Origin of the sequence: Chryseobacterium sp., from assembly GCF_022712095.1 — a bacterium.
GTDB lineage: Bacteria > Bacteroidota > Bacteroidia > Flavobacteriales > Weeksellaceae > Chryseobacterium.
The window spans coordinates 1-15,786 of record NZ_JALAHD010000251.1 but is presented as its reverse complement, the minus strand read 5'-3'; the positions used below and the strand labels follow the sequence as shown (position 1 = coordinate 15,786).

Sequence of the window (15,786 nt, the reverse complement as noted above, 5' to 3'; positions counted from 1 at the left end):
TGTTTTTCGATTATTACATTCATGTTCAAATCGGCTCTGGGAATAAACAGATATAGAATCTGTTTTGGACAGTATATAGTATCAAAAGATCAAGGATTATATAATCTCCCTTCTGAGATTATAAAACCGAATAAGGCTGTAGATAGAGATTTACTTTTAATTACCCGCCGACCCTTTTTGTCTTATAGCCCATATCTTTAAGAATTTCCATGATTTTATCACGGTTATCCCCTTGAATAATAATCGTACTGTCCTTTTCAGAACCTCCTATTCCTAAAGTAGTTTTAATCTTTTTAGAAATTTTCTTAAGCTCATCATCACTCCCTTCGAACCCTTCAATGAGGGTTACAGGCTTGCCATTTCGGCCTTTTTTTTCAAACTTACAGATCAAAGGTTCTTTTTGCTGGAATTTTTCTTCCGGCATTTCAAAATCTTGTTCTTCATGCTCAGGAAAAAGGTTTTTAAGTTGGTCTCGTAAATCCATAAAGCAAAATTAAAAATAATAATTAATATTCTGGTAAATCATTATAAAATACAAACGACCTGTATTCTATAATCTTCAAATTTTAATTAAAATTTACGAATCTTAAATTCTTAAATTCGTTGAAAAATGGATAAATTTGTATAAATAAAGTTATACAAAATGTCGAAAAAAGCCATATTAGCGATCCTTGACGGATGGGGACTAGGGAAAAATCCCAATGTTTCTGCAATAGATAAAGCAAATACACCATTTATAGATAGTTGTTATAAAAAATTTCCACATTCTACACTGGAAGCAAGTGGTCTTGCAGTAGGGCTTCCGGCCGGACAAATGGGAAACTCTGAAGTAGGGCATATGAATTTAGGGGCTGGTAGAGTGGTTTACCAGAACCTTGTAAAACTGAATATGGCTGTTGAAAACGGTACGCTGGGACAGGAAAAAGTGATACAGGATGCTTTTGAATATGTCAAAAGAGAAAATAAAAAAATACACTTTATAGGGTTGGTATCTAATGGAGGAGTACATTCCCATATCAATCACCTTAAAGGTCTTCTTACGGCAGCTAAGAATTCCGGGCTTAATGAAAATGTTTTTGTTCATGCCTTTACTGATGGAAGAGACTGTGATCCGCATTCAGGACTAGGTTTCATTCAGGAGCTTCAGGATCATATGGAAAAAACAACAGGTAAGCTGGCAAGTATCGTAGGCCGTTATTATGCAATGGACAGGGATAAAAGATGGGAGCGTGTAAAGCTGGCTTATGATGCCTTGGTAGAAGGAATTGGTATCCAAACTACAAATGCGGTAGCCTCTATTCAGGATTCTTATGATCATAATGTTACTGATGAGTTTTTGAAGCCTATTATTATGATTCATGAAACGGCGACAGGTAATATCGTGCCCGTTGCCAAAATCGTGGATAATGATGTGGTGATCTGTTTCAATTTCCGTACAGACAGAGGACGGGAAATTACAGAAGTCCTTTCCCAGAAGGATTTTCCTGATTTCGGAATGCGTAAATTGAATCTCTACTATATTACACTCACCAATTATGATAAGACTTTTCAGGATGTAAAAGTAGTATTTGATGAAGAAGTTCTTCAGAATACTATGGGAGAAGTTCTCGAGAAAAATGGAAAGACTCAGATCCGAATTGCCGAAACAGAAAAATATCCACACGTAACCTTTTTCTTTTCAGGAGGAAGGGAAGAGGAATTTGAAGGGGAAAGAAGACTATTATGTCCAAGCCCCAAAGATGTTCCGACCTATGATCTTAAGCCTGAAATGTCAGCATATGATATTACCAATGCAATTGTTCCGGAATTAGAGAAAGAATCAGCAGATTTTATCTGTCTTAATTTTGCTAATACAGATATGGTGGGGCATACCGGAGTTTTTGAAGCTGCTGTAAAAGCTGCTGAAACGGTTGATAAATGTATCGAAAAAGTAGCTACTACAGCTTATGAGCATGGATATGCCGTATTTATTCTTGCGGATCATGGGAATTCCGATGTAATGATCAATCCTGATGGCACTCCTAACACCCAGCATTCAACCAATTTGGTTCCGTTCATTGTAATGGATAAAGACCATACATGGAATTTAAAATCCGGTAAATTGGGAGATGTGGCACCGACTATACTTAAAGTAATGGGTGTGGAAATTCCGTCTGTAATGACAGGAGAGGTATTAGTTGATTAAACCATAATAAATATGCCGAAAGAATGCTGATATAGAAATGATATCAGCATTCTTTTATGATTAAAATCATGAGGTATTCAATGTTTGCTATGCTTTAAATAATAAATAAATTATATCTTTGTAAACTAAATATAGATTGTAAAATGTATCAAAAGCTTGTTAGAAAAGAAGTAATGGGGATTCTTGAAAAAGAAGTGAGCTCTTTTCTTGAAAAATTTTTAACGCCTATTGAAAAAATATGGCAACCTTCTGACATGCTTCCTGATCCTTCAAGTGAAGACTTTAAATACGATTTAGAAGAAATTCAGACTTTTGCCCGTGAGATGCCTTATGATCTCTTTGTAACTCTGATTGGAGATTGCATTACGGAAGAAGCTTTACCTTCTTATGAATCTTGGCTGATGGGAGTGGAAGGTGTAAATCAGGAAGAAAAAGTAGGATGGGTAAACTGGGTAAGAGCATGGACTGCTGAAGAAAACAGACATGGGGATTTACTGAATAAATACCTTTATCTATGTGGAAGGGTAAATATGAGAGAAGTGGAGATTACTACCCAGTATCTTATTAATGACGGCTTTGATTTAGGAACAAGTATGGATCCGTACAGAAACTTTATTTATACAAGCTTTCAGGAAACTGCAACTAATATTTCTCACCGAAGAGTAGGAACGTTAGCTAAACAATCCGGAAACGGAAAGTTGGCTAAGATGTGTGGGGTAATTGCTGCTGATGAAGCAAGACATGCTAAAGCATATAAACATTTTGTAGAAAAAATTCTGGAAATTGATCCTTCTGAGATGATTTTGGCATTTGAAGATATGATGCGTAAGAAAATAGTTATGCCAGCCCATTTGATGAGACAATCCGGACAGAAAGCGGGAGAGCTTTGGGGGCATTTTTCCGATGCTGCACAACGTTGTATGGTATATACCGGACAGGACTATATCAATATTCTTAAGGACCTGTTGAGCGAATGGAAAATCGAACATATTAAAGGTTTAAATGAAAAAGCAGAAAAAGCACAAGAATATTTAATGAAACTTCCGGGGAGACTGCAGAAAATTACGGACAGAGTTTCTACTCCTGATTTACAGTTTCAGTTTAGCTGGGTTAAAAGATAATCTTGAGATAATTATAAAATATAGGTAAGAGTGTCTGATTCTTTTCGACACTCTTTATTATTTCTTATCTTTGCACAGCTAAAAACTAACAAGATGTTAAATAATAAAAAAATTGCAGTAGATTTTGATGGAACCATCGTGGATGATGCATATCCTGCGATTGGAAAACCGAAAATTTTTGCTTTTGAAACATTAAAGAAATTACAGAGCGAAGGGTATAGGCTGATACTTTGGACGTACAGAAGCGGAAAATCTCTTCAGGATGCTGTTGATTTTTGCAAAAATAACGGATTGGAATTTTATTCTGTAAACTCAAGCTTTGAAGGGGAAGTTTTTGATTCTGAAACACAGTCCAGAAAAATTGATACAGATTGGTTTATTGATGACAGAAATCTGGGAGGATTTCCTGGTTGGGGAGAAGTATATAATATTATTCATCAAAGAATAGAGTTCCGTGTAGATGGGAAAGAAGTTCTCGCATATTCTAAACTGAAAAAAGAAAAGAAAAAAGGCCTTTTCTGGTAGAAAAAGCCCATAGATCAGTAATTAATATCTGATCACATATTAAATACATTGAAGTAAAACAATGATTCAATTAAAAACAATAGACGAAATTCGTCTGATGAAGCAGAGCGCTCAATTGGTTTCCAAAACATTGGGAATGCTGGCAAAAGAAATAAAACCCGGAATTACCACTTTATACTTAGACAAGCTTGCACATGATTTTATTAAAGACCATGGTGGAGAGCCTGCATTTCTAGGCTATGGAGGATTTCCGAACTCTTTATGTATCTCACCTAACGAACAGGTTGTTCACGGTTTTCCAAATAAAGAGGAAATCAAAGAAGGTGATGTGCTTTCTGTAGACTGCGGAGCAGTTCTTAACGGATTCGTAGGAGATCATGCGTATACTTTTGAAATAGGGGAGGTAAAACCTGAAGTGAAGCAGCTTTTAAAAATTACTAAAGAGTCTCTTTATAAAGGTATAGAACAATGTATCAGAGGAAAGAGAATCGGAGATATTTCCCACGCTATTCAAATCTATTGTGAAAAAGAAGGCTATGGAGTGGTAAGAGAACTAGTAGGTCACGGAGTAGGAAGACAGATGCACGAAGATCCTCAGGTTCCAAACTATGGAAGACAGGGAAGTGGTAAAGTTATTAAAGACGGTTTGGTAATTGCTATTGAACCGATGATTAATTTAGGGACAGAAAAAGTGAAATTCCATAATGACGGATGGACGGTAACTACATTTGATAATAAACCTTCTGCTCATTTTGAGCATGATGTAGCGGTAGTTAACGGAAAACCTGTTTTACTTTCTACCTTCCAGTATATCTATGATGCTTTAGGTATTAAAAGTGATGAAGAGAAGCCTTTCCAAATGGAAATTTAATGAAGAAAGTAACGAAGCTTTTACTCAATAAAATTCCTCGTCCAATACTCATTAAATTGAGTGTATGGGCGAGACCTCTTATCTATCAGTTTTTTAAGGGGGATCAGTTCTATGATCCTATTGACGGTAGATCTTACCGTAAATTTCTTCCATATGGCTATGGTAAACAAAGAGAAAATGCACTTTCTCCGGGAACTTTAAGTCTTGAAAGACATCGCCAGATGTGGCTTTATCTCCAGAATGAAACCGAGTTTTTCAGAAAAAACGCTAAGGTTCTTCATATCGCTCCCGAACAGGAGTTTCTTCGGAAGTTCAAAAGAATGAAAAACCTGAATTATATCTCTGCGGATTTATTTTCTCCGATAGTGGATGTAAAAGCAGATATCCTTGACCTTCCTTTTCCTGATAAAAGTTTTGATATCGTCTTTTGTAACCACGTTTTGGAACATATAGAAGATGATGCTAAAGCCATGAGTGAGCTTTACAGAGTAATGCGGCATGGAGGATGGGGAATATTTCAGGTTCCTATGAGAAATTCCCAGGAAAAGACTTATGAAGATTTTACTATTAAAGATCCTAAAGAAAGGCAAAAACATTTTGGGCAGTACGATCATGTCCGTTGGTATGGAATGGATTATTTTGATCGGTTAAGAGAGGCGGGTTTTACAACACAGCCTAATTTTTATTCCCGAAATTATTCAGAAGAAGAAATTCAGAAGTTTGGTCTTAATAAAAATGAAATATTACCTGTAGTATTTAAGAAATAAAATAAAAAATCGTCTTTTCTTTAAAGACGATTTTATTTTTAATGGGATACTGCTTTTAAACCTATTACTGAGCCAATCAGTGTGATGATAAAGAAAATTCTCCAGAAACTTACCGGATCTTTAAAAAGAAAAATTCCGGTTAAAACAGTTCCTACAGCTCCGATACCTGTCCATACGGCATAAGCGGTTCCGATAGGAAGTGTTTCTGTAGCCTTAATAAGTAAAAGCATACTTATGGTTAATGAAACTAAAAAACCTGCAAACCAGCCATACATTTCAGGACCGGAGGTTTCTTTTACTTTTCCCAGGCAAGATGCAAATCCTACTTCAAACAATCCTGCAATAACTAAGATAATCCAATTCATTCTTCAATAATTTGTATTGCAAATTTCGGAATTTGATATGGATCAAAATTTTACAAATGATAAAAAAACTATTTTATTTCCGCTCTGATTCTGCTTAAACTTACCTGGGTAATTCCCAAATAGGAAGCAATATGGCCCAACTGAACCCTTCTGATCAGATCCGGTTTTTGTGTTAGAATATCCTGATATCGCTCTAGGGCAGTTTTAAACTGTCTTGAAATAAATAATTCTTCTGTTTTAATTAATTCCTTTTCTGCGAATTTTCTCCCCCAATTGGCAATATGAATATCCTGATCAAATAGCTCTCTTAGTTTTTCTGTTTCAAGTTTATATAAATGACTATCTTCTAGTAGCTCAATATTTTCATATCCGGGTTGGTCTTCCACATAGCTTTTCATAGAAATAACGGCTTCCCCCTCACTTCCGAACCAGAATGTGATATCATTGTCTTCCGTAGAAGAGTAGGCACGGACAATTCCCTTTTTTATAAAGTAGATATAAGGAATTATTTTGTGAGCCTCCATGAGACAATGGGATTTGGAAAAATTCACCTCTGTAATATGTCTTTTCAAACTTATTTTAGAGTTTTCAGGAAGTTTGTATATATTGTCAATGACGGTATCTATATCCATGAGATGAATTTGAGGTAAGCAAAATTATTAGTTTTAAATCACTTTTTGAAAGAAATTCTGTAAATCTTAAGATTAATTCTAAAGACCATTTTGTTTTACTAACTTTGCATCTGATAATATAATGTTTATGCATAAAGCAGGATTTGTAAATATAGTAGGGAAACCTAATGCAGGAAAGTCGACCCTTTTAAATCAGTTAATGGGTGAGAAGTTGGCAATCGTTACGCAAAAGGCACAGACTACAAGACATAGAATTTTCGGGATTTATAATGAAGAAGATCTTCAGATCGTTTTTTCCGATACCCCGGGAGTATTGGACCCTAAATACGGACTTCAGGAAAAAATGATGGATTTTGTAAAGGATTCATTACAAGATGCTGATGTTTTCCTGTTTATCGTAGATGTAACTGATAAGGCAGAGCCTTCGGAATTTCTTATTGAAAAATTGAACAAAATTCCTGTTCCTGTTTTGCTTTTACTCAATAAAGTAGATCAAACCGATCAGGAAGGACTGGAAAAACTGGTAGAAGAATGGCATAACAGAATTCCTAAAGCTGAAATTTTACCTATTTCTGCACTGAATGCATTTAATACTGAAATTATTCTCCCTAAAATAAAATCTTTATTACCGGAAAATCCACCTTATTATGATAAAGATCAATTTACTGATAAGCCTGAAAGATTTTTCGTTAATGAAGCAATCAGGGAGAAAATTCTTTTGAATTACGATAAGGAAATCCCTTATTCAGTAGAAGTGGTAACAGAACAATTTAAAGAAAAAGAAGGGATTATCTTTATAGATTCAATTATCTATGTGGAGAGAGACACGCAGAAGGGAATTTTGATCGGACACAAAGGCGAAGCAATTAAAAAAGTAGGTACGGAAGCCCGTTTGGATCTAGAGAAATTTTTCGCGAAAAAAATTCATTTGAACTTATTTGTAAAAGTGAAAAAAGACTGGCGAAAAAATGACAGAGACCTTAAAAATTTTGGGTACAGATAGGCCAAAATGTCAATATTCATCGTATAGTATAAGATTTTTTACTATCTTTATTTTAAATTTCGTTACATGAACTATTTTAACACAAATTCTAGTCCTATATACAAGGACATCATAATTTTGGTAGTGAGATTGTTTATTGGTTTTGCTATGTTATCTCACGGTTTTCCAAAACTTCAAATGTTATTAGATGGAGATGAAATAAAATTTATGGATTTCTTAGGAATGGGGCCTAAAATATCTCTTATTCTTACTGTTTTTGCCGAATTTGTTTGTTCTATCTTTCTGATTTTGGGGCTGTTTACAAGAATTTCTTTAGGTGTTTTAATATTCACTATGATAATAGCCGCTTTTGTAGCTCACGGTGCAGATCCATTTAAGGAAAAGGAAATGAGTCTGTTGTATTTATCTGTTTATCTACTACTGATGGCATATGGAGCAGGAAAAATTGCTGTAGACCATCTTATTGAAAAACGCAGAAGAGCTTCCGACTGGTAATCTATTTATTGACTACGTATTTTAATATATAAATATAAAGCAGCAAAATTTTTGCTGCTTTATTGTTTTTATCATTATTTTAGTGGAAAATGAAATATAATGAAGTTTAAATTGACGATCTGTATTCTTATTTTTCTTAATTTTTATAATGCACAGGAAAATGTAAGCTATCAAAAACCTTCTCCTGAAATTCTAAAACTGGCCGACTATGAAAGACCTCCAAGTGTTTTTACCAACAGTAAGAAAGACTGGATGGTTTTTACCTACCGTCCGACCTATAAGACGCTGGAAGACCTGAATCAGCAGGAAATGAAGCTGGGAGGATTGAGGATTAATCCTGTGACCAATATTTCAAGTACAATTACTTACTCCAATAATATCAAAGTCAGAAGATTAAAGGATAAAAATGAAATACAGGTTAAAGGTTTGCCTGCTAATCCTAAAATCACCAATATTTCGTTCTCTCCTGATGAAACAAAGCTGGCATTCACCAATACAACTGGACAAGGCGTGGAATTATGGATTGTAGATCTGGAAACAGCCAATGCAGCCAAAATCACAAAAGACAATCTGAATGCGAACCTGGGGAATCCCTATACTTGGAATAAAGATTCGCAGAGTTTATTAATAAAGGTTCTTCCTGATGCAAGACCTGCATTAATAGATTCAGGAAAAGATCTTCCTACAGGACCTATTGTTTCCACAGCAGATGGAAAAGTATCTCAGAACAGGACGTATCAGGATCTTCTTAAGAATCCTCAGGATGAGAAAAACTTTGAGGTTCTTACCACATCCGAATTATATTCTGTGGATTTTAAAGGAGGATTAAAAAAGATTAAGGATAAAGATATGTATACAGGTGTAAGTTTCTCTCCGGATGGAAACTATATGTTGTTAACAACGATAAAGAAGCCGTTTTCCTATATCGTACCTTTAAACAGGTTTCCGATGACTTCTACAGTATATGATGTTAAAGGAAATAATGTGAAAGTCGTGAATGAAGTTCCTTTAAGTGAGATCATGCCTAAAGGATTCTCTTCAGTAAGAACTGGAAAGAGAAGTATGACCTGGAGAAATGATTTGCCTGCGACCTTAGTATACGTGGAAGCATTAGATGGGGGAGACCAGTCCAAGCCTGCAGAATACAGAGATGAAATTTATACCTGGGAAGCTCCTTTTAATGCACAGCCTCAATCATTTTTGAAAATCAAGCAGCGATATGAAGGAACGGAGTGGACGAATGATCATTATGCAATCGTCAATGAAAGCTGGTATGACACTCGAAATGTGAAATCATTTCTTATAGATCTGAATAATGGCGAATCAAAAGTTATTGATGACAGAAACTATCAGGATGTATACAGTGATCCTGGTAGTTTTAATACTACTAAAAACCAATTCGGAAGAACCGTTATTGATATGAAAAACAACAAAGCTTATCTTATCGGAGAAGGATTCACTAAAGATGGGCAGTATCCTTTTATCAATGAAATGGATATCAAGACCCTGAAAAAGAAAAGACTGTATACTTCGAATGTTAAAAATGTAAAAGAGGAAATTATTGATATTATTGATCCGTCTAAAGGAGAGATCTTAACCACTCAGCAATCTGCGAGTCAATATCCCAATTATTTCAAAAAGAATATCAAGTCTAATAAAGCAGAACAAGTAACACATTTTTCAAACCCTTTTGAAAGTATTAAAGATGTTTATAAAGAAGTTATTACTTACAAAAGAAATGATGGGGTTACTTTAACGGGAACTCTTTATTTACCTGCTGGATATGACCGAAAAGCTAAAAAAGAAAAGCTTCCTTTACTGATCTGGGCTTATCCCACAGAATATAAAGATAAAAATACGGCAGGTCAGAATACTCAAAACCCTAATGACTTTACCTTCCCATACTACGGATCATTCGTGTACTGGACAGCGAAAGGATATGCCGTTTTGGATGATGCCGCTTTTCCTATTATCGGAGAAGGAAAGACAGAGCCTAATGATTCGTTTATTCCCCAGCTCGTAGCGAATGCAGAGGCAGCAATTAATGCTGTGGATAAGCTAGGATATATAGATAGAAAAAAAGTGGCTGTAGGAGGACATTCTTATGGGGCATTTATGACGGCTAACCTTCTGACGCATTCCAATCTTTTTGCTTGTGGAATTGCAAGAAGTGGCGCGTATAATAGAACATTGACACCATTTGGTTTCCAGAGTGAACAAAGAAACTATTGGGATGTTCCGGAAGTATATAATACCATGTCTCCCTTCATGCATGCAGACCAGATGAAAACTCCATTATTATTGATTCACGGAGATGCAGATAATAATCCGGGAACTTTTACCTTACAGACGGAAAGGTATTTTCAGGCATTGAAAAACCTTGGAGCCCCCGTAAGGATGGTATTATTACCTAAAGAATCTCACGGTTATCAGGCTAAAGAAAATATTCTGCACGTTTTATGGGAGCAGGATCAGTTCCTTGAAAAATGTTTAAAGAAATAAATTGATAACTCGCTCTTCTAGGGGCGAGTTTTTAATTCCAATAAAAGTATCTTTGTAAGGATTGAATTCAAACGTATAAAAATGGATAAACTGAAGTTCAGGGATGCATCATTATCGGATCTGGAAAAAATTGTTAAAATTTATAATTCGACCATTCCTTCAAGAATGGTAACCGCTGATACGGAAAATGTATCTGTAGAAAGCAGGTTGGAATGGTTTAAAGAACATAATACCCAAACCAGGCCACTTTGGATGATTGAAGATGAGAATGACCAGGTATTAGGCTGGGTAAGTTTTTCGTCTTTCTATGGAAGACCTGCTTATAACGGAACTGTGGAATTGAGTATTTATATGGATGAGAGCTGTCGGGGAAAAGGGATAGGGAAGAAGGTTCTGAAATATTGTATGGATCATGCTGGGAAATTTGGAGTAAAAACTTTACTTGGATTTATCTTCTCCCATAATGAACCCAGTCTGAAATTATTCAGATATTTTGGTTTTGAAGATTGGGGAAATTTACCCAATGTAGCTGTACTAGATGGTGAAGAGAAAAGCTTGATAATTTTAGGAAAAAGAATAGCGGTCTGATAGAGACCGCTATTATCATATATTTTGTCTGATTTTTTTTGCAGACATATTTAAGAATCTTTTTACCAGAAAAATAGCTGAAAGAGTTAATCCCAATCCTAATGCTATCCAGGTTCCAAAAGCTCCCATTTTTAAAGTTACACAGAGGAAATATCCTAAAGGAATGGTAACAAGCCAATATGCAATGAAAGTATAGATAGAAGGAATTTTTACATCCTGTATCCCTCTTAACATGCCCAGTGCTGTTACCTGAATACCATCTGAAAGCTGAAATAATGCAGCAATAATCATTAGCTTTGAAGCAAGTGCTATAACCTCCACTTCCTCTTTTTTAGTGAAAAATGTTGGAAGTATATTTCTACCAAGAATAAAAATGATCCCGCAAATGCACATAAATATGAAGGCTATTTTCAGATTATTGATCCCTACTTTTCTTAGTTCAACAAAATTCTGTTCTCCCAGTTTTCGACCGATCATTACCGTAGAAGCAACACTGAATCCTATACATAAATTAAAGGTAAAGGAAGCCATACTTAAAGCAATCTGGTGAGACGCAATATCATGAGCGGAAACCAATCCGCAGATAAATGCAGCACCTGCAAATGCTGTTACTTCAAAAAACATCTGTAATGCTGTAGGGAATCCCAATTTGATCATTTTCCGAAACATTTCTTTAGAGAAATTCTGAATTCTTAAAGTGAAATCCTTGATATATCTTCTCGTTCTTTCTTCTTTTAAAAGAACAAAATAAAGAAATACCATCATAAAGATTCTGGCAATCAAACTGGCTAAAGCGGATCCTTTTACTCCCATTTCCGGGAAAATCCATAATCCTTTAATGAAAACATAATTAAGTACAATATTAATAACATTAGCAATAATCGTTGCTTTGGTTACTCCTATAGTATAAGATAAACCTTCCGAAACTTCTCTTAAAGTCTGGAATGCCATAAAAGGAATAATACTCAAAACCATAATTCCTAAGAAATTAACTGTATCAGGAATGATTTTTGCCGGCTGACCGGAATGGTAAAGCAGAGGCATCAATAAGAATAAAAGAGCCATCAGGATTACTCCTACAGACATATTGATTACAAAACCATGACTGAAAACAGAATTGATCGTTTTATGATCTTCTCTGGAATGAGCCTCAGAAACGAGTGGGGGAATGGCAAAAGAAAATCCTAATGCCAAAACGAATATGGAAAAAAATACGGCATTTCCCAAAGACACAGAAGCAAGAGCGTCAGCTCCCAATAATCTTCCTACAATAATATTATCGAATAAGTTCACCGAAACTTGTCCTACCTGAGTAAGCATAACAGGTAGGGCTAAAGTCAGACACTCTTTTGTATAGTTTCTGTTTAAAAAGTTCATATATATAGTTTATTTATTGATATAAAAAAAATTTGCAGCATCACTACTGCAAATTTTTATAATTTATTTATGATTAAATTATTTTCTTACAAAATTTGCAACATCTTCTTCGGAAACAGTATTCCCTCCTAATATAATAAGTCTTTCTACAACATTCCTCAATTCTCTGATATTTCCTGTCCATGAAAGGGCTTCTAATGCTTTTATAGCTTTATCATCAAACTTTTTAGTCGCAGTACCGTGTTCATCAGCAATCATTCCGGAGAAGTGCTCTACCAATAGTTTAATATCAGTCTTCCTTTCATCTAAAGGAGGTACATAGATCTCAATAACAGACAATCTGTGGTAAAGATCTTCTCTGAATCTTCCTGCTTCAATTTCCTTTGCCATATTTTTATTCGTTGCTGCAATTACCCTTACATCAACTTTTATCTCCTTATCACTTCCTACAGGAGATACCTTACTTTCCTGTAAAGCTCTTAAAACCTTAGCCTGAGCAATGAGACTCATATCTCCGATTTCATCAAGAAAAATAGTACCGCCGTTAGCCTGCTCAAATTTTCCCTGTTTATCTTTAATAGCTCCTGTAAAGGATCCTTTAACGTGTCCGAAAAGCTCAGATTCTATCAGTTCAGATGGGATTGCAGCACAATTCACTTCCACCATTGGTCCTTTAACACGGTCACTTTGGTTATGAATAGCATGAGCTACCAGTTCTTTTCCTGCACCGTTGGGTCCGGTAATAAGGACTCTGGCATCAGAGACAGCTACCTTTTCTATCATTTCCTGGATTTTCTTCAATGCAGGAGAATCTCCGATCATCTGATATTTTTTACTGACCTTTTTCTTTAAATTCTTATTTTCAGATTGAAGACTTTTATTCTCTTTTTTTAGAGTTTCCTTAGCTAAGGCATTCTTAACACTTGTAATTAAACGGTTAATATCAATAGGCTTAGAAATAAAGTCATAAGCACCTTCTCTAAGACAGGAAACTGCAGAATCAATATCAGCATGTCCTGAAATCATAATAAAAGTACTTTCTGGTTTTAAAGCTAAACTTTGTTTAAGAAGCTCGGTTCCCGAAACCTTGGGCATTTTAATATCAGAAATTACTAAGGCAAAGTCTTCTTTTTCTATTTGTTTGTAGCCTTCTAGGCCATCTTCAGCAATTACAAATTCATAATCACTCAATTCATCAGAAAGGATGTTATGAAGTACTCCAGAGATTGCTTTTTCGTCTTCTACAATAAGGATTTTTTGCATAGTTGCAAATTTAGAATTTTTGATTGAATTATTAGCAAAAACTATTCCTAAATATGTTAAATCGAATAATCCCTTTTTCCAAAGATAGCGGACCCGACTCTTACCGAATTGGCACCACATTCAATAGCTACAGGAAAATCATCACTCATACCCATAGAAAGTGTCTGAAGGGGTTTTGATCTACTTAATTGATCAAATAAAGTCTTTAAAACAGTAAATTCTTTCCGGATCTGATTTTCATTATCCGTGAATGTTGCCATACCCATTAGACCGGTAATTTTGATATGGGGAAATTTACCATCTATATATTTTTGAAAAAGTATTTCAGCTTCAGCAATTTCAAAACCGAATTTATTCTCTTCTTCCGCAATTTTTACCTGAAGAAGTACATTGATTATACGGTTATGTTTAGCAGCTTCTTTATTAATTTCCAATAAAATTTTCTCAGAATCTACACTCTGGATAGTATCCACAAAAGAAGCGATATATTTTACCTTATTCGTCTGTAAATGTCCGATAAGATGCCATTGAATATCTTTAGGAAGGAGAGGGTATTTCTCAACCAGCTCCTGTACTTTGTTTTCACCAAATACTTTTTGTCCCAGATCATACACTTTCTGTATTTCTGAAACCGGATGGGTTTTAGAAACAGCCACCAGCTGAACATTTTCAGGGAGCTGTTTTTTAACAGCAAAATAGTTCTCTTTAATATCCATATTGCAAAGGTCTGCATTTAAACCAAGAAAGCCAAACAAAATAATAAGAAGAGTATTCTATGATGGGATTCGGCAATAACCTCAAAAAAGCCAGACAAAAAAATATCTGGCTAAACACATAATCTATAGATTTTTTTTGTTGCTAGCGCACAAATACTCGTCTTAGTATACTAAATATAATAAAAATATCAATGATATGAAATATTAATTCATCTCGGGTAGCAATCTCTGAGTCTTACGGTTTATACAAAAATTAGGATATCCTAATTTTTTGTTAAACCTTTTTGATGAATTAATGATTAATCCATTATTAATCAATGAAAAGAGATACAATAAATAATATTGTACCTCTTTATATATTATAATAAAAATATAAACTAATTTAAAGTCTCATTAATCTTAGGATATTTAGAGATAGTTCTGAAAACAAACTTATTTGTTTTTTGAAGTTTTTCAATGAACATATCCAGTTCATTGATAGAGTCCGTATCGGTAAGATACTGATCATGAGTAAGGAAAACCAGATGACGGGAAGTTTTTTCTTTGTCGTTTAGAAAAACACTATCTATTTTTTTGATCATTGCCTCGTGATTTCCTTTCAATGTCATTTTAGAAGTGGGTCTCCATTCCAGATCCCATCCGACTATTTTATAACCAGCTTTTTTCAGACTGTTGGCAGCTGTAGTAGACGCTTTGATGTCCGTAAATGTTAAATTATTAAGCCTCCAGATATTTCTTCCGGGAGTACGGGCTATTTTATCATATAATTTGAGACTATCCTTAGCCGCATCAAAATCTTTTACCACGAGCTTTGGATTGTTGTAAAATTTCGCATATTTACTGTGGGCATGGCTGAAGCTATGATTGGCCAATTCTATCAGGGAATCTTTTCTTAGCAGTTCCATATCTTCTTTCTGCTTTTTACTCATATAAGCATGTTTACCTACTACAAAGGCAGTGGCACAAACATTTCTTTTATGTAAAATTTTAAGAAGATTTTCGGTTCCGCGGTTAGGACCATCATCAAAGGTAAGATAAATTACTCTTTTATCAGAAGGAGTGTCATCATCGGTGTTTTCTGTAGTGGAAACAGATTGTTCTTCCGAAATTGCCTTTTCAAAGTGTTCATCTTTTTTCTCCTTGCAACTGTTCAATAAAAGCGATGTTGTACTCACCAATACAAACATTCCGAGTAAAGTCTTGTTTCCAGACTTTCCTCTCCATATATTTTCCATAGAATCAGAGGGAATTTTGTGTTTTTACTAACTAAATTAATGATTTGAATATCAACAAATGATATGCCATTTTTATGAAGATTTTTCATTTTAAAGAGTAATGAAAAATTGTTTGTTTTTTTATATTTTTATTAAAAAATA

Annotated in this window: 16 protein-coding genes; 9 read left to right on the top strand and 7 right to left on the bottom strand. The window is 34.8% G+C overall.

Annotated elements, in window-relative coordinates:
• Positions 1-160: 160 nt before the first annotated feature.
• Positions 161-484 (bottom strand): translation initiation factor, encoded by a 324-nt coding sequence (locus tag Q0A18_RS13065; RefSeq protein WP_292010593.1) that lies wholly within the window; start codon positions 482-484, stop codon positions 161-163.
• Between the two features lie 159 nt (positions 485-643).
• Between Q0A18_RS13065 and gpmI the strand changes: the two genes are divergently transcribed.
• The 5 genes from gpmI to Q0A18_RS13040 all read left to right on the top strand — a co-directional run bounded on the left by gpmI (position 644) and on the right by Q0A18_RS13040 (position 5,469).
• The gene (gene gpmI, locus Q0A18_RS13060; protein WP_292010592.1) at positions 644-2,185 is read left to right on the top strand and encodes a 2,3-bisphosphoglycerate-independent phosphoglycerate mutase; all 1,542 of its coding nucleotides are present in this window, start codon (positions 644-646) and stop codon (positions 2,183-2,185) included.
• A gap of 143 nt (positions 2,186-2,328) precedes the next feature.
• On the top strand, positions 2,329-3,306 hold the full coding sequence (locus tag Q0A18_RS13055; protein WP_292010591.1) for an acyl-ACP desaturase: 978 nt from the start codon (positions 2,329-2,331) through the stop codon (positions 3,304-3,306).
• Between the two features lie 93 nt (positions 3,307-3,399).
• Positions 3,400-3,831: a BT0820 family HAD-type phosphatase gene (locus tag Q0A18_RS13050; RefSeq protein WP_292010590.1), complete on the top strand. Its 432-nt coding sequence runs from the start codon at positions 3,400-3,402 to the stop codon at positions 3,829-3,831.
• Between the two features lie 61 nt (positions 3,832-3,892).
• Positions 3,893-4,702 (top strand): type I methionyl aminopeptidase, encoded by an 810-nt coding sequence (gene map / locus Q0A18_RS13045; RefSeq protein WP_292010589.1) that lies wholly within the window; start codon positions 3,893-3,895, stop codon positions 4,700-4,702.
• Positions 4,702-5,469 carry a class I SAM-dependent methyltransferase gene (locus tag Q0A18_RS13040; RefSeq protein WP_292010588.1) on the top strand — a complete coding sequence of 256 codons (768 nt, stop codon included), beginning with the start codon at positions 4,702-4,704 and terminating at the stop codon, positions 5,467-5,469. The genes map and Q0A18_RS13040 overlap by 1 nt, the downstream gene beginning before the upstream one ends.
• Positions 5,470-5,507: 38 nt before the next feature.
• Here Q0A18_RS13040 and Q0A18_RS13035 read toward each other — a convergent pair whose 3' ends face one another.
• On the bottom strand, positions 5,508-5,834 hold the full coding sequence (locus Q0A18_RS13035; RefSeq protein WP_292010587.1) for a multidrug efflux SMR transporter: 327 nt from the start codon (positions 5,832-5,834) through the stop codon (positions 5,508-5,510).
• Positions 5,835-5,902: 68 nt separating this feature from the next.
• On the bottom strand, positions 5,903-6,466 hold the full coding sequence (locus Q0A18_RS13030; protein WP_292010586.1) for a Crp/Fnr family transcriptional regulator: 564 nt from the start codon (positions 6,464-6,466) through the stop codon (positions 5,903-5,905).
• A 127-nt stretch (positions 6,467-6,593) separates the two neighbouring features.
• Here Q0A18_RS13030 and era point away from each other — a divergent pair, with 127 nt between their 5' ends.
• From era to Q0A18_RS13010, 4 genes are all read left to right on the top strand, one after another.
• On the top strand, positions 6,594-7,469 hold the full coding sequence (gene era / locus Q0A18_RS13025) for a GTPase Era (RefSeq protein WP_292010585.1): 876 nt from the start codon (positions 6,594-6,596) through the stop codon (positions 7,467-7,469).
• Positions 7,470-7,535: 66 nt separating this feature from the next.
• Positions 7,536-7,964, top strand: coding sequence for a DoxX family protein (locus Q0A18_RS13020; protein ID WP_292010584.1), 429 nt, complete (start codon positions 7,536-7,538; stop codon positions 7,962-7,964).
• Between the two features lie 99 nt (positions 7,965-8,063).
• Positions 8,064-10,466, top strand: coding sequence for a prolyl oligopeptidase family serine peptidase (locus Q0A18_RS13015; protein WP_292010583.1), 2,403 nt, complete (start codon positions 8,064-8,066; stop codon positions 10,464-10,466).
• Positions 10,467-10,547: 81 nt separating this feature from the next.
• A complete protein-coding gene (locus Q0A18_RS13010; RefSeq protein WP_292010582.1) occupies positions 10,548-11,054 on the top strand; it encodes a GNAT family N-acetyltransferase in 507 nt (168 codons plus the stop codon).
• A gap of 15 nt (positions 11,055-11,069) precedes the next feature.
• On the opposite strand, the gene Q0A18_RS13005 is transcribed toward Q0A18_RS13010, so the two are convergent.
• The 4 genes from Q0A18_RS13005 to Q0A18_RS12990 form a co-directional block, all read right to left on the bottom strand.
• Positions 11,070-12,431: an MATE family efflux transporter gene (locus Q0A18_RS13005; protein WP_292010581.1), complete on the bottom strand. Its 1,362-nt coding sequence runs from the start codon at positions 12,429-12,431 to the stop codon at positions 11,070-11,072.
• 78 nt (positions 12,432-12,509) lie between these two features.
• Positions 12,510-13,694, bottom strand: a complete 1,185-nt coding sequence (locus tag Q0A18_RS13000; protein WP_292010580.1) for a sigma-54 dependent transcriptional regulator — start codon at positions 13,692-13,694, stop codon at positions 12,510-12,512.
• A 56-nt stretch (positions 13,695-13,750) separates the two neighbouring features.
• Positions 13,751-14,410 (bottom strand): YggS family pyridoxal phosphate-dependent enzyme, encoded by a 660-nt coding sequence (locus tag Q0A18_RS12995; protein ID WP_292010579.1) that lies wholly within the window; start codon positions 14,408-14,410, stop codon positions 13,751-13,753.
• A gap of 377 nt (positions 14,411-14,787) precedes the next feature.
• Positions 14,788-15,645, bottom strand: coding sequence for a polysaccharide deacetylase family protein (locus tag Q0A18_RS12990; RefSeq protein WP_292010578.1), 858 nt, complete (start codon positions 15,643-15,645; stop codon positions 14,788-14,790).
• Positions 15,646-15,786: the final 141 nt, after the last annotated feature.

What these genes read in the sequence shown, in the direction of transcription:
- Q0A18_RS13000 (WP_292010580.1), bottom strand. Translation starts at nt 13,694, where the DNA reads ATGCAAAAAATCCTTATTGTAGAAGACGAAAAAGCAATCTCTGGAGTA.
- Q0A18_RS13005 (WP_292010581.1), bottom strand. Translation starts at nt 12,431, where the DNA reads ATGAACTTTTTAAACAGAAACTATACAAAAGAGTGTCTGACTTTAGCC.
- Q0A18_RS13030 (WP_292010586.1), bottom strand. Translation starts at nt 6,466, where the DNA reads ATGGATATAGATACCGTCATTGACAATATATACAAACTTCCTGAAAAC.
- Q0A18_RS13020 (WP_292010584.1), top strand. Translation starts at nt 7,536, where the DNA reads ATGAACTATTTTAACACAAATTCTAGTCCTATATACAAGGACATCATA.
- map (WP_292010589.1), top strand. Translation starts at nt 3,893, where the DNA reads ATGATTCAATTAAAAACAATAGACGAAATTCGTCTGATGAAGCAGAGC.
- Q0A18_RS13050 (WP_292010590.1), top strand. Translation starts at nt 3,400, where the DNA reads ATGTTAAATAATAAAAAAATTGCAGTAGATTTTGATGGAACCATCGTG.
- Q0A18_RS13010 (WP_292010582.1), top strand. Translation starts at nt 10,548, where the DNA reads ATGGATAAACTGAAGTTCAGGGATGCATCATTATCGGATCTGGAAAAA.
- gpmI (WP_292010592.1), top strand. Translation starts at nt 644, where the DNA reads ATGTCGAAAAAAGCCATATTAGCGATCCTTGACGGATGGGGACTAGGG.
- Q0A18_RS12990 (WP_292010578.1), bottom strand. Translation starts at nt 15,645, where the DNA reads ATGGAAAATATATGGAGAGGAAAGTCTGGAAACAAGACTTTACTCGGA.
- Q0A18_RS13040 (WP_292010588.1), top strand. Translation starts at nt 4,702, where the DNA reads ATGAAGAAAGTAACGAAGCTTTTACTCAATAAAATTCCTCGTCCAATA.
- Q0A18_RS13035 (WP_292010587.1), bottom strand. Translation starts at nt 5,834, where the DNA reads ATGAATTGGATTATCTTAGTTATTGCAGGATTGTTTGAAGTAGGATTT.
- Q0A18_RS13065 (WP_292010593.1), bottom strand. Translation starts at nt 484, where the DNA reads ATGGATTTACGAGACCAACTTAAAAACCTTTTTCCTGAGCATGAAGAA.
- Q0A18_RS13015 (WP_292010583.1), top strand. Translation starts at nt 8,064, where the DNA reads ATGAAGTTTAAATTGACGATCTGTATTCTTATTTTTCTTAATTTTTAT.
- Q0A18_RS12995 (WP_292010579.1), bottom strand. Translation starts at nt 14,410, where the DNA reads ATGGATATTAAAGAGAACTATTTTGCTGTTAAAAAACAGCTCCCTGAA.
- Q0A18_RS13055 (WP_292010591.1), top strand. Translation starts at nt 2,329, where the DNA reads ATGTATCAAAAGCTTGTTAGAAAAGAAGTAATGGGGATTCTTGAAAAA.
- era (WP_292010585.1), top strand. Translation starts at nt 6,594, where the DNA reads ATGCATAAAGCAGGATTTGTAAATATAGTAGGGAAACCTAATGCAGGA.